12 protein-coding genes are annotated in these 13,149 nt (G+C 71.5%); 7 read left to right on the top strand and 5 right to left on the bottom strand.

What is annotated here, in order from left to right; genetic code table 11:
• Positions 1 to 35 precede the first annotated feature (35 nt).
• From CRP56_RS37690 to CRP56_RS37670, 5 genes are all read left to right on the top strand, one after another.
• Entirely contained in the window at positions 36 to 449 is a 414-nt protein-coding gene (locus CRP56_RS37690) for a PaaI family thioesterase (RefSeq protein WP_097271820.1), read from the top strand.
• 460 nt (positions 450 to 909) lie between these two features.
• A complete protein-coding gene (locus CRP56_RS37685; protein WP_059194609.1) occupies positions 910 to 1,125 on the top strand; it encodes a hypothetical protein in 216 nt (71 codons plus the stop codon).
• A 117-nt stretch (positions 1,126 to 1,242) separates the two neighbouring features.
• Positions 1,243 to 2,049, top strand: coding sequence for an HlyD family efflux transporter periplasmic adaptor subunit (locus tag CRP56_RS37680; RefSeq protein ID WP_097271818.1), 807 nt, complete (start codon positions 1,243 to 1,245; stop codon positions 2,047 to 2,049).
• On the top strand, positions 2,046 to 4,268 hold the full coding sequence (locus CRP56_RS37675) for an NHLP family bacteriocin export ABC transporter peptidase/permease/ATPase subunit (RefSeq protein ID WP_097271816.1): 2,223 nt from the start codon (positions 2,046 to 2,048) through the stop codon (positions 4,266 to 4,268). The genes CRP56_RS37680 and CRP56_RS37675 overlap by 4 nt, the downstream gene beginning before the upstream one ends.
• A 1-nt stretch (position 4,269) precedes the next feature.
• Positions 4,270 to 7,086, top strand: coding sequence for an NHLP bacteriocin export ABC transporter permease/ATPase subunit (locus CRP56_RS37670; protein ID WP_097271814.1), 2,817 nt, complete (start codon positions 4,270 to 4,272; stop codon positions 7,084 to 7,086).
• A 3-nt stretch (positions 7,087 to 7,089) separates the two neighbouring features.
• Here CRP56_RS37670 and CRP56_RS37665 read toward each other — a convergent pair whose 3' ends face one another.
• The 3 genes from CRP56_RS37665 to CRP56_RS37655 are packed head-to-tail and all read right to left on the bottom strand — an operon-like array spanning position 7,090 to position 8,794.
• Positions 7,090 to 7,599, bottom strand: coding sequence for an SRPBCC family protein (locus CRP56_RS37665; protein WP_097271812.1), 510 nt, complete (start codon positions 7,597 to 7,599; stop codon positions 7,090 to 7,092).
• A 5-nt stretch (positions 7,600 to 7,604) separates the two neighbouring features.
• Positions 7,605 to 7,937 (bottom strand): ArsR/SmtB family transcription factor, encoded by a 333-nt coding sequence (locus tag CRP56_RS37660; protein WP_097271810.1) that lies wholly within the window; start codon positions 7,935 to 7,937, stop codon positions 7,605 to 7,607.
• Between the two features lie 56 nt (positions 7,938 to 7,993).
• Entirely contained in the window at positions 7,994 to 8,794 is an 801-nt protein-coding gene (locus tag CRP56_RS37655) for an alpha/beta fold hydrolase (RefSeq protein WP_097271808.1), read from the bottom strand.
• A 124-nt stretch (positions 8,795 to 8,918) separates the two neighbouring features.
• Here CRP56_RS37655 and CRP56_RS37650 point away from each other — a divergent pair, with 124 nt between their 5' ends.
• Positions 8,919 to 10,424 carry an MFS transporter gene (locus tag CRP56_RS37650; protein WP_097271806.1) on the top strand — a complete coding sequence of 502 codons (1,506 nt, stop codon included), beginning with the start codon at positions 8,919 to 8,921 and terminating at the stop codon, positions 10,422 to 10,424.
• A gap of 140 nt (positions 10,425 to 10,564) precedes the next feature.
• Positions 10,565 to 11,572 (top strand): Ppx/GppA phosphatase family protein, encoded by a 1,008-nt coding sequence (locus CRP56_RS37645; protein WP_097271804.1) that lies wholly within the window; start codon positions 10,565 to 10,567, stop codon positions 11,570 to 11,572.
• Positions 11,573 to 11,663: 91 nt separating this feature from the next.
• On the opposite strand, the gene CRP56_RS37640 is transcribed toward CRP56_RS37645, so the two are convergent.
• On the bottom strand, positions 11,664 to 12,140 hold the full coding sequence (locus CRP56_RS37640; RefSeq protein ID WP_097271802.1) for a hypothetical protein: 477 nt from the start codon (positions 12,138 to 12,140) through the stop codon (positions 11,664 to 11,666).
• Positions 12,141 to 12,528: 388 nt separating this feature from the next.
• The gene (locus CRP56_RS37630; RefSeq protein WP_097271800.1) at positions 12,529 to 12,951 is read right to left on the bottom strand and encodes a protease inhibitor; all 423 of its coding nucleotides are present in this window, start codon (positions 12,949 to 12,951) and stop codon (positions 12,529 to 12,531) included.
• Between the last annotated feature and the right edge of the window lie 198 nt (positions 12,952 to 13,149).

Genomic DNA, 13,149 nt, shown 5'->3' with positions numbered 1-13,149 from the left:
CGTCCGACGGCGCGGGAGCGGGAACAATCCCCCATATGACGATGACCACCGCCGAAGCCGACAAGATCCTCTCCGCCAACTTCGCCCCTTGGGTGCTCGACCTGGGCCTGTCGGTCGAGTCCCTGGGCGAGGACCGGGCGACCCTGCGCCTTCCCTGGTCGGACCGGCTGTCCCGGGAGGGCGGCGCGCTGTCGGGGCAGGCACTGATGGCCGCCGCGGACACCGCCACCGTGATCGCCGTGGCGGCGGCACGGGGCGGCTACGGGCCGATGACGACCGTGCAGCAGTCGACGTCGTTCCAGCGCGCGGTGTCCGGTGCGGATGTCCTGATCCAGGCGGTGATCACCAAGCTGGGCCGGCGCATGGCGTTCGCCGACATCACGATGACCGACGCGGACTCGGGGGAACTCGCGGCCCGTGCGAGCACGGTCTACGCGCTTCTCGGCTGACAACACCGGACTGACACGGTCCGCGACCGGTCGGCAACGGTCGGTTCCGAAGTTCCCGCGGAATCCCGGCTTCAGCGAATCTGCACATCCAATACCCAACCAAGTCACCGTGCGCGGCGGATCTGCACAAGCGTGCTCCGCCGCGTACGTCATTGGGGCGGGAGTGTCGGATTCGCCTCCCGGGCCGCAAGTCCTTGTGTGAACCGAGGAAGTGCCGGGTGTGAAGAAGTCGGCGTCGAGACGTGCGCACGCCTGCACGGTTCGGTGCCTGTGTGACACAAGTGCCCTGGTGAGGCGGTTGGTTGATTGGAAGCCCGTGCCCGGGGCGTGCTTTTATCCATCGCACCGCGGCAGCCGCCAACGCCTTCCGGAAACGGGGACACGGCGCCTGCGGCACGCGGTCGCCCCAGCCAGGGGTCCGCTCCCCCTTGTGAATATCCATATGAAGGGAAGTTCCACCATGAACTCCACCCCCCAGGTTGAGACCGTCGAGATCTCCGACGCCGAGCTCGACAACGTCTCCGGCGGCCTGCAGCTGAACGCCCTGGGCACCGTCACCGGCCTGGTGGACGGCATCGCCCCGGTCTCCGGCCTGGTCGACACGGTCGTCGGCACGGTCGAGGGCACCACCGGCCTCTCCGTGGCCCCGGTCACGAACCTGGTCGCCGGTCTCTGATCGCACCTCGTGACGTGAGTCCCGGAGCCGCTCCCCGGCTCCGGGACTCACGGATGTCCTGACTCAACCGGCTGCCGTCAGCCGGTCCTTCCTCGTTTTCAGGTGAGGGAAAGTTCCGTGCAGTTCCGCCAACAGGCCCTCGCCAAGCTCCAGTCCCCGGAGGAGCTCGACCTGCCGGTGCGGTTCGCCCGCCCGCAGGGCTGGCTCGCGCTGTCCGTGACGGTGGTCGTGATGGCCGCCGCGTCGGTGTGGGCGGTGACCGGTTCGGTGGCCTCCACCGTGGGCGCGCCCGCCATCCTCACCCACGGGCAGGGCAGTTACATCCTGCAGAGCCCGGTCGCGGGCCAGGTCACGGCCGTCGTGGCGAAGGAGGGCGAGCGGCTGCCCGCCAACTCGCCCGTGCTGAAGGTGCGGACCGCCGACGGCGACACCGTCGTCCGCTCGGTCGCCGCGGGCCGCGTCACCGCGCTCGCCGCCACCATCGGCCAGATCATCCAGACCGGCGCCAACGTGGCCGCGGTCGAGAAGGTCGCGCACACCACTGATCCGTTGTACGCCACCGTGTACGTCCCCGCCGAGAACGCCGCCTCGATCCCCGCGAACGCGGCTGTGGACCTGACGGTGTCGTCGGTGCCGACGCAGGAGTACGGCGTGCTGCGCGGCCATGTGAAGTCGGTGGACCGGTCGGCGCAGTCGGCGCAGCAGATCTCCGCGTTCCTCGGCGACAGCCAGCTCGGCGAGCAGTTCACGAAGGACGGCAGGCCGGTGGCCGTGACGGTGAAGCTGGACAAGTCGTCCGGCACGAAGAGCGGCTACAAGTGGTCGTCCGCGGACGGGCCGCCGTTCGCCCTCACCTCCATGACCGTGGCCCGGGGTTCGATCCGTCTCGCCGACCAGCGTCCCGTCGATTGGCTGCTGCCGTGAGCACCGCACAGGAGACCCGCAGCCGCCGCCGGTCCGCCCCGCCCAAGCGTCCGGTCCCGAAGGGCAAGGGCAAGTCGGTCCGCACGCCCACCGTGCTCCAGATGGAGGCCGTGGAGTGCGGTGCCGCCTCCCTGGCGATGGTGCTGGGCCACTTCGGCAAGCACGTCCCGCTGGAGGAGCTGCGCATCGCGTGCGGGGTCTCCCGCGACGGTTCGCGCGCCAGCAACCTGCTGAAGGCGGCCCGCAGTTACGGCCTGACGGCCAAGGGCATGCAGATGGACACGGCCGCCCTCGCCGAGGTGAAGGCACCGGCGGTGCTGTTCTGGGAGTTCAACCACTACGTCGTCTACGACGGCATGGGCCGCCGCTTCGGCCGCCGCGGGGTCTACATCAACGACCCCGGCAAGGGCCGCCGGTTCGTGCCGATGGAGGACTTCGACTCCAGCTTCACCGGCGTCGTCCTGATCATGGAGCCGGGCGACGGCTTCACCAAGGGCGGCCGTAAGCCCGGGGTGCTGGGCGCGATGCCGGCCCGGCTGCGCGGCACCGCGGGCACCATGCCGGCCGCGGTGCTGGCTAGCCTGCTGCTGGTGCTGGTCGGAGCGGCGGTGCCCGCGCTGAGCCGCGTCTACATCGACATGTTCCTCATCGGGGGCCAGACCTCGCTGCTCGGCGTGCTGTTCGCGTCGATGGGGACGTGTGTGGCGCTCACCCTGGTGCTGACCTGGCTGCAACAGGCGAACCTGCTGCGCGGCCGGATCATCTCCTCCACCCTCTCCAGCGCCCGCTTCCTGCGCCATCTGCTGCGGCTGCCGGTGACGTTCTTCTCCCAGCGCAGCCCGGCCGACCTGGTGCAGCGCCTCCAGTCCAACGACGCGGTGGCCGAGACGCTGGCCCGCGACCTCGCGGCGGCGGGTGTGGACGCGGTGGTCGTCGTCCTCTACGCCGTCCTCCTCTACACCTACGACCCGCAGTTGACGTTCGTCGGCATCGGCGTCGCGCTGCTGAACATCGTCGCCATGCGCGTGGTCATCCGGCTGCGCGCCACCCGCACCGCCAAACTCCGGGCGGACAGCGCCCGGTTGACCAACACCGCCTACACGGGCCTTCAGTTGATCGAGACGATGAAGGCGACCGGCGGCGAGGACGGCTACTTCCGCAAGTGGGCCGGGCAGCACGCCACCACGCTGGAGGAGCAGCAGCGGCTCGGGGTGCCGTCCGCCTGGCTGGGCGTGGTCGCGCCGACGCTGGCCTCGCTGAACAGCGCGGTGATCCTGTGGATCGGCGGCATGCGCGCGGTCGAGGGCGGCATCTCGGTCGGCCTGCTGGTCGCCTTCCAGTCGCTGGTCACCCGGTTCACCGCCCCGATCACCCGACTCAACGGCGTCGCGGGCCGCATCCAGGACTTCGCGGCCGACGTGGCCCGTCTGAAGGACGTGGAGAACTTCCAGGCCGACCCGCTCTACGGCCGCCCCGGCGGCGCCGAGTCGACGCGCCGCCTGCAGGGGCACGTGGAGCTCCAGAACATCTCCTTCGGCTACAACCCACTCGACAAGCCCCTGTTGACCGGCTTCGACCTGACGGTCGGCCCGGGTCAGCAGGTGGCGCTGGTCGGCGGTTCGGGCAGCGGCAAGTCGACGGTCTCCCGGCTGATATCCGGCCTGTACGCGCCGTGGGAGGGCGTCATCCGCATCGACGGCCAGCGCCTGGAGGACATCCCGCGCGGCGCCCTCGCCTCCTCCGTCTCCTTCGTCGACCAGGACGTCTTCCTGTTCGAGGGCTCGGTCCGCGACAACGTGGCGCTGTGGGACCCGTCGATCCCGGACGACGCGGTGGTGGACGCGCTGCGCGACGCCGCCCTGTACGACGTGGTGATGCGCCGCCCGGGCGGCATCAACAGCCGGGTCGAGCAGGACGGCCGGAACTTCTCCGGCGGTCAGCGGCAACGCCTGGAGATCGCACGGGCGTTGGTGCGGCGGCCCAGCATCCTCGTCCTCGACGAGGTGACGAGCGCGCTGGACGCCGAGACCGAGCTGACCGTGATGGACAACCTCCGCAAGCGCGGCTGCGCGTGTGTGGTGATCGCACACCGGCTGAGCACCGTGCGCGACAGCGACGAGATCGTCGTACTCCAGCACGGCACGATCGTGGAACGCGGACGGCACGAGGAGCTGGTGGCGCGCGGTGGCGCGTACGCGGCTCTGGTCAGGGAGCACTGAGATGACGACCGCACCCGAAGGGGACCTCGTCCTCCAGGCCCTCGGCTCGATGGGCACGCCGTACGACCTCGCCGGACACAACCGCCTGGACCTCGAAGGGCCGCAGGTGCTGTGGCTGGTGGCGTCCGGCGCGGTGGACCTGTTCGCGGTGGACGCCGAACAGCAGGGCCACTGGCACCACTTGGGCCGCCTGGAGGCGAGCTCGCTGCTGCTCGGCCCGACGCCGGGGCCCCAACACACCCTGGTGGCCCGCCCGTTGCGGGACTGCGTGGTGCATCGCATCGGGCTGCGCGAGCTGTACCAGCCCGCGAACACCCAGACCTGGTCCTACGACGAGTACGGCAACCCGCAGTACGTGCCGCCGACGACGAGCCCGCTGGAGTACGCCCTCGCCCTCGGCGTCGGCCGCAGCCTGTCCATCCTCTTCCAGGCGCCGATGGCGAGCGAACGCGCCGCGGAGATCACCGACGACGACGTCCTCTGGATGCAGGTCCCGCCGGGCAGTGTGCAGTACGGCTCGCTGTACGGCGCGGAGGCCGCCGCCGATCTGTTGATGGACCCCGCGGTGTGGCAGTCCATGGTCGACCAGCAGTACCGGCTGCTGACCACGCTGGACCGCTGGATCGAGCAGTTGGAGCGCACCCACGAGACCCGCACCGCCGAGGGCATCAGGGCCGGTGAGGCGGTTCGCGCGCAGGCCGACCGGACGCTGCTGGCGTCGATCGGCAAGGCCTCGGGCAAGCGTGCCACGGCCGCCGATGCCGACGCCTCGTACGCGGCGTGCAAGCTGGTGGCGCAGGCGGCCGGGATCACCCTGGCCGACCCGGCGCAGTCCGGCACCGGCAGCGACCGGCTCGACCCGGTGGAGCAGATCGCGCTCGCCTCGCGGGTGCGCACCCGGGCGGTCCGGCTGGACGGAACCTGGTGGCGGGACAACGTCGGCCCGCTGGTGGGTCATCGGGCGTTGTCCGGGGCGCCGGTCGCGCTGCTGTGGCGGCGCGGCGGCTATGTGGCGGTGCATCCGGCGACGGGGCGGGAGACGCCGGTCGAGAAGGCCAACGCGGAGGAGTTCGAGCCACGCGCGGTGATGTTCTACCGCCCGCTGCCCGACCGCGCCCTCAGCCCGCTGCGGCTGCTGCGGTTCAGCATGCAGAACATGGGCAGCGATCTGACGAACCTCCTGCTCAGCGGCCTCGTCACGGTGGCGATCGGCGCGATCGTGCCCATCGCCACCGGCAAGGTGCTGGGTGAGTTCGTGCCGAAGGCGCAGACGCACTTGATCGTCCAGGTCTGTCTGGCGGTGATGGTCGGCAGCCTGGTCGCCGCCACCTTCATGCTGCTGCAGAACCTGACGATCCTGCGCCTGGAGGGCCGGATCGAGGCGACCCTCCAACCGGCGGTGTGGGACCGGCTGTTGAGACTGCCGACGAAGTTCTTCACCGAGCGTTCGACGGGTGAGCTGGCGAGCGCGGCGATGGGCATCAGCGCGATCCGCCGGCTGCTGGCGGGAGTCGGTCCGGTGGTCGCCCAGTCGGTGACCGTCGGCGCGATGAACCTGGGCCTGCTGTTCTGGTACAGCGTGCCGATGGCGTTCGCGGCGATCGGCATGCTGGTCGTGATCGCCGGGGTGTTCCTCGGGCTCGGACTGTGGCAGGTGCGCTGGCAGCGGCGGCTGGTGGTGCTCGGCAACAAGCTCAACAACCAGGCCTTCCAGACCCTGCGCGGACTGCCCAAGCTGCGGGTCGCGGCGGCCGAGAACTACGCCTACGCGGCCTGGGCCGCCCAGTTCGCGCGCAGCCGTGAGCTCCAGCAGAAGGTGGGGCGGATCAAGAACCTCACCACGGTGATGGGCGCGGTGTATCTGCCCATCTGCACTCTGCTGATGTTCATGCTGCTGGCGGGCCCGGCGCGCGGGTCGATGTCGGCGGCGGCGTTCCTCAGCTTCAACACCTCGGTGACGATGGTGCTGACGTCCGTGACCCAGCTGACCGGCGCGTTCGTGTCGGCGGTGGGCGCGCTGCCGCTGTTCGAGGAGATCAAGCCGGTCCTGGAGGCCACCCCGGAGGTGCGCACGGCGAGCACCCGGCCGGGCCCGCTGACCGGCGCGATCGAGGCGCGCCGGCTGTCCTTCCGGTACTCGGACGACGGCCCGCTGATCCTCGACGACGTGTCCTTCGAGGTGCGGCCCGGCGAGTTCGTGGCGATCGTCGGCCCGAGCGGCTGCGGCAAGTCGACGCTGCTCAGGCTGCTGATCGGCTTCGACCCGCCGGTCTCCGGCAGTGTGCTCTACGACGGGCAGGACCTGGCGGCCCTCGACCAGTCGGCGGTGCGCCGGCAGTGCGGGGTGGTGCTCCAGCACGCCCAGCCGTTCACCGGCTCGATCATGGACGTCATCTGCGGCACCGAGCCGTACACCCCGGAGGAGGTGATGGCGGCGGCGCAGATGGCGGGGCTCGCGGAGGACATCCAGCGGATGCCGATGGGCCTGCACACCATCGTCTCCGGCAGCGGTGCCGTCTCCGGCGGCCAGCGTCAACGGCTCATGATCGCCCAGGCGTTGATCCGCCGGCCGCGCATCCTGTTCTTCGACGAGGCGACCAGCGCCCTCGACAACGAGACGCAGCGCACGGTCATCGAGTCCACCAAGGCCCTCAACGCCACCCGCATCGTCATCGCGCACCGCCTGTCCACGGTGCTGGACGCCGACCGCGTGATCGTGATGGAGGACGGCAAGGTCGCCCAGCAGGGCCCGCCCGCGCAACTCCTCGCCGACACGAACGGGCGGCTGCACGAGCTGGTGCGACGGCAGATGGCGTAGGCGTCAGTCGATGCCGGGGACGGGCGCTCCGGACGGGACACCGGCGGCGACGTAGCCCTCGTAGAACTCCTTCCAGGGCGCCTGGCTCCCGGGCGAGCCGTCGGCGTGGCGTTCCAGGGCGGCGAGGCAGACCTCCCAGCCGGCGCCGTTGCGGGCGGCGGTGTTCGCCTCGCTGAGCACGTTGGTGAGCGTGAAGCGGGTGCTCTTGTCGCCCAGCTCCTCCAGGTCGAAGCGCAGTTCGTCGTCGCCCCACGCGAAGGAGAGGTGCCGGGGCGCCTCGACGGCGAGGACGCGGCCGGTGGATTCCGGCATGTTGGGGTCGCCGCTGAACTTGATCTCGCCGCCCGGGCGCAGGTCGATCTCGGCGCGGGACGGGAACCAGTGGGCGAGTTCGTCGGCGTCGGTCACGAACCGCCAGACGCGGTCGATCGGATGGGCGTAGGTGCGGCTGAAGCGGACGGCGGGGCGGCCGTCGTCCAGGGTCAGGTAGGTGCCGGTGAGGTCTGCGGACATCGGGATCAGTCCTTCGAAGGGGGCGGTTCCTCAGCGTCGTCCAGGCGTCGGCCCAGGGTGTCCAGGCTGTCGTTCCACAGCCGGCGGTACGGGGCGAGCCAGGCGTCGAGCGCGGCGATCGGAGCCGGGTCGAGAGCGTAGACGCGGCGCTGCGCGTCCTGCCGGACCCGGACCAGACCGGCCTCTCTGAGCACCTTCAGATGCTTCGAGGTGCTCGGCTGACTCAGGCCGCACGCTTCCACGATCTCCCCGACGGGCCGCGGCCGCTCCAGGAGCAGCGCGACGATGGCCCGGCGGTGGGGGTCGGCGAGGGCGGCCCAGAGCGCGGCGTCGGACATGAGTCCAATATGCCTCCATGGTTATATGCCGGTCAAGGCATGCAAGCTCCGGACCTTCATTCCGCCATCCGCGCGAGCACCGGCCCGAGCGCCGCCGCGAACCGGGCCGGATCCCGCAGGAACTCCATGTGGATGCCGGGGAACTCCACCCAGGGCGCCCCGATCCTGCGGGCGATCTCGACGGAGGGGCGGGCGTAGTAGGTGTCGCGGTCCTCCGCGCCGGCGGCCAGGACGATCGGGAAGGGCGCCGACTTCAGTGCGCCCTCGTCGGGCCGGAAGCCGGCGAAGCCGGGCCACTCGGCGCCGAAGAGATGGTCCTGGTTGCCCAGGAAGCGCCGCCACAGATCGTCCGGCCAGCGATACGTCCCCTCGCCACGGACCGTCTCGGCGAACCGGCGGCCCGCGGCCGGGGCGCCGCCCCGTGCGTAGCGGTCGGCCACGTCGGCGAAGAAGCCGCGCTCCGGATCGTCGGCGGGCAGGACGTTCACGGCGGGCGGTTCATGGGCGATCAGCCCGGCCAGGCACTCGGGATGGAGCGCCGCGAGCGTCAGCCCGATGATCGCGCCCCCGCTGTTGCCGAACACCAGGGCCCGGCCGCCGGCCGTCCCGGCGATGAGCGCGCGGGCGTCGGCCGCCTGTTCGGCGAGGTCCATCGGCGCCCCGGTGCGGCCCGTGCTGCGGGAGTTGCCGCGCCGGTCGTAGGTGATGACCGTGTACGCGTCGGCGAGGTCCGTCGCGACCTGCGTGTAGTAGCCCGCGTCCCCGCCCGCCCCGCTGATCATCAGCAGCGGCGGACCGCTCCCGCGCACCTCGTAGTACAACTCCGCGCCCTCGACCTCGAACGTGCCGCCGGTCACACTCGACCTCCCTCCCCAGCGAAACGTTGCCGTTTCGCTGGAAGTCCTCTAGCCTCGACGTGTACGAAACAGTTTCGTTTACGACTTCGTAAAATCCGAACGACTTCCCTGGAGTGGTTCTGCCATGTCCCAGAAGACCCTGACCAAGAACGCCCAGGCGGGCGCGGTCGAGGCGCCGTCCGACGCCTCCTCGAACAAGCGGTGGTGGATCCTCGCCGTCATCGCCCTCGCCCAGCTGATGGTGGTTCTCGACGCCACCATCGTGAACATCGCCCTGCCCTCGGCGCAGGCCGACCTCGGGTTCTCCGACGGCAACCGGCAGTGGATCGTCACCGCCTACGCGCTGGCCTTCGCCTCCCTCCTGCTGCTCGGCGGCCGTATCGCCGACCTCTTCGGCCGCAAGACGGCGTTCCTGATCGGCGTCGTCGGCTTCGCCGCGGTCTCCGCGCTGGGCGGTGCCGCGACCAACTTCGAGATGCTGGTCACCGCCCGTGCCCTCCAGGGTGCCTTCGGCGCCCTCCTCGCACCCGCCGCGCTGTCGCTGCTGAACACCACGTTCACCGACGCCAGGGAGCGCGCCAAGGCCTTCAGCGTCTACGGCGCCATCGCCGGCGCCGGCGGTGCGGTGGGTCTGCTGCTCGGCGGCATCCTGACCGACGCCTTCGACTGGCGCTGGACGCTCTACGTCAACGTCGTCATCGCCGTCGTCGCCTTCGCCGGCGGCTGGCTCCTGCTGCACAACCACCGTGACGCCGGGAACGCCAAGCTGGACGTCCCGGGCACGGTCCTGGTCGCCGCCGGTCTGTTCTCCCTGGTCTACGGCTTCTCCAACGCCGAGACGCACGACTGGGGTTCGCCCGCGACCTGGGGCTTCCTGATCGCCGGCGGTGTCCTGCTGACCGCCTTCTCCTGGTGGCAGACCAAGGCCGCGCACCCGCTGCTGCCGCTGCGCATCCTGCTCGACCGCAACCGCGCCGCCTCCTTCCTCGCCGTGCTGATCTCCGGCGGCGGCATGTTCGGCGTGTTCCTCTTCCTCACCTACTACCTCCAGCTCAACCTCGGCTTCAGCCCGACGAAGACCGGTCTCGCGTTCCTGCCGATGGTCGCCGCGCTGATGGTCACCGCCCAGGTCGGCACGACCAAGCTGGTGCCGCGGATCGGCCCGAAGGCCGTCATCCCGATGGGCTTCGCCATCGCCGCGGTCGGCATGGCCTGGCTGACCGGCATCGGGGTCGGGTCCTCGTACTCCAGCGCGGTGCTGCCGCAGCTGATCGTGGTCGGCCTCGGACTCGGTCTGGTCATGCCGCCCGCGATGCAGCTGGCCACCGGCGGGGTCGCCGCCGAGGACGCCGGTGTCGCCTCCGCCACCGTCAACGCCATGCAGCAGGTGGGCGGTTCGATCGGTACGGCGCTGCTGAACACCCTGGCCGCGAGCGCCGCGACCGACTACCTGGCGGGCAAGGACCCGAGCAACAAGCTGGTCCAGGCCCAGGCCACCATCGAGAGCTACACCACCGCCTTCTGGTGGTCGGCGGGCCTGTTCGCGGTCGGCACGCTGATCGCGTTCCTGCTCTACCGCCGCGGAGTTCCGGAGCAGGACCCGGACGCCGGACCCGTGGTCCACATGTAGTTCCCCCGAGTTCCCCCGAGCAGAGGGGCCGCCGTCATCAGGGAGACGGCGGCCCCTCTTCGCCGCCGTGCCTGTCTGGTTAGCGCGCATCACACGCCGGCGCGGTGAGGGAAGGCCCCGAAGCGGGTACTCACGGGTCCATGCGAATCAGCGTGGTGGATGTGGGGTCGAAGACGGTCCGGCTGGTGGTGGCGGACGCCGAGGGCGGGGTGCCGCTGCCCGTGCACACCGCGAAATGGCGGCTGCGCCTGTCCGAACAGGTGGAGCCGGGTGGCCCCGTGCCCGAGGAGGCGGTCGACAGACTCGTCGCCGCCGTGGCCGAGGCGGACCGGACGGCGACCGAGTGGGGCTCGGCCCCTCCGCTGGCCTTCGCCACGGCGGTGGTGCGCGGCGCGCCCAACTGCCGTGACGTGCTGCGGGCCGTACGGACCCGCACCGGGGTCGAGCTGTGCACGCTGCCCGGCGAGCTGGAGGCGGAGCTGACCTTCCTCGGGGCACGGCGCTGGATGGGCTGGCGGTCGGGGCCGCTGGCCCTGCTGGACATCGGAGGCGGCTCCCTCGAAGTGGCCTTCGGACGCGGCAGGTTGCCGGACTTCGTGGCCTCGCTGCCGCTGGGCGCGGGCCGGCTGACCCACGAGTTCTTCCGCGGCGAGGACCCGCCGTCGCCGGAGCAGCTGCGGGCGCTGCGGCGCCGGGTCCGGCACCAACTGCGGGACGTCGCGGCCCGGATCCGCTGGGAGAGGCCGCACACGGCGGTGGCCACCTCCCGCACGTTCCAGCAGCTGGGCCGGTTGTGCGGGGCGCGGCCCGGCCGGCACGGACCGTTCGCGGAACGGGAGTTGCGCCGCTCGGACCTGCGGGCGGCGATCACCCGGCTCGCCACCCTGCCCGCCGCCGAGCGCGCCCTGCTCCCCGGTATCTCCGCGCCCCGGGCCACCCAGAGCCTGGCCGGCGCGCTGGTCGGCCACACGGCCCTGAAGCTGACCGGCATCAAGGCCGTCAGCATCTGCCCGTGGGCGATCCGCGAGGGCGTCCTGCTGCGTCACATCGAGGACGGCCCGTCGTGGTGGGCCGGGGTCAGCCGCCGCGGTGAGGAGAACGGCGGCCAGGAACTCGTGCCGCTGCGCATCGCGGCCGCGACGAACTGACAGAGCCCGAGGAACAGCGCCGCCGGCGACGCGAGGCCATCACCCCCAACACCCGCGCCCAGGAGGAGTCCCAGGGCGACCAGGGCAGGCCCTAAGGCACCCTGTCCGGGGCCGCGCTGTCGTCGGGGCCGGTGCGCCAGGCGCCGTGCCAGACCACCCAGACGTGGCCCTCGGGACCGTGGTGGACGTGCAGTCCGTCGACGACTGCCGACACGGGCAGGTCCCGGGTCCCGTCCTCGTCGGCGCGGTCCAGGGTGATCGTCGTGTCGTCGGTGCCCGCGACGGTGATGCCGGTGCGGTCCGCCGTCAGGACGAGCCGGCAGGTCTCGGCCGTCGTACGGGCGAGGAGGCAGCCGCTCACGCGGTGCGCGGCGTCCAGGAGGGCGACGACGAAGGCCGTCGGCGCCTCGATCACGCCGATGACCGCGGCAGCGGCGGCGTCCGAGGCAGCCGTACCGCCTTCTCGCGGGAAATACGCCGTGAACTCCATCTCCAAGGCGGACTCCACGAGCCCGAACTCGGTGAGCAGCGGAGGCTCCTCCGCGCTCGTCCGTACCGGCGTGCCCACGCCCCACCCCTGCGTCGAAGCGGATGCGGCCGGGGACCGGGACCGCACCGCGACTGTACGACGCCGGGGACCACTTGAACAGGGCCCCCCGCAAGGGCTTCCATCAGCCGAAAACCCGAGTCCCGGGCTCGGAAGCGGGGCGGCCGAGTGAGGGTGGTCTCGGAAACTCCGCGTATACGACGGCTGTTGCGGCCCTCGGGGCCGCTCGGCCGGTTTCCGCCGCTGCCCGGCGTCGCCGGGCGGCGGGCTTGACTGCGAGGGCCGGCCGGGTGGCCCCACTCCGCCCGGCCGGCCCTCGGTGCGAGATCACGGGGGTCCTCATGACGGCGCCCGCGCTCCCCAGCCACGGGCGGCCGTCCGGTTGCACGGGAACCCCGCGACCCCGGCTCTAGAAGGTGAAGAGGCTCGACCCGAGGGAGCCCTTCACACACTCGTTGGCGAAGGTGCGCTCGTAAGAGACGCGCTTGCCCTGCCAGACACCGTCGACGGTGACGACCACGGGGTCGTACTGCTTGGTGCACTGCACGCCGTCACGGGCCTGGAACGCGTCGAGGTCGCCGCCCACGCCGCGCAGTTCGGCGCAGGCCAGGGCCGCCGCGGGATGGCTGCCGGAGGCGGTCGGGGCGCAGGTCAGGGTGACCGCGCGGGCCGGTGTGGCGGTGGCGGCGCTGTCGCCGTGGCCCAGGGTGAGGACCAGGGCGGAGGGGGCGTAGAGCGAGTCCGGGGCGGCCAGCGCGGCTCCGGTGAGGGGGCCGCAGACGGCGCCGGCGGTGAGGGCGAGGGTCGCTGCCCAGCGCGCGGTGTTCCGCATGGTGTGCATCCTTCCGCTGATACGAGGGTGGTGCCGCGCCCGGCACGATCGGTGCCGGGGCGGCGAGCGCGAGTCTGCCGAGTCCGCGGCCGGAACACACATCGACCCCACGCGTTTCAGTAACCTTTCGTGTTGAATCAGTGGCGCGAAGTCACGGAACTCGAACACCGGAGCCCAGTAACCACGCGGTTCTTGATC

Origin of the sequence: Streptomyces sp. TLI_55 (assembly GCF_900206255.1) — a bacterium.
GTDB classification, from domain to species: domain Bacteria; phylum Actinomycetota; class Actinomycetes; order Streptomycetales; family Streptomycetaceae; genus Streptomyces; species Streptomyces aquilus.
The sequence above is the reverse complement of the archived record's forward strand: the minus strand, read 5'-3'. Positions and strand labels throughout refer to the sequence as shown.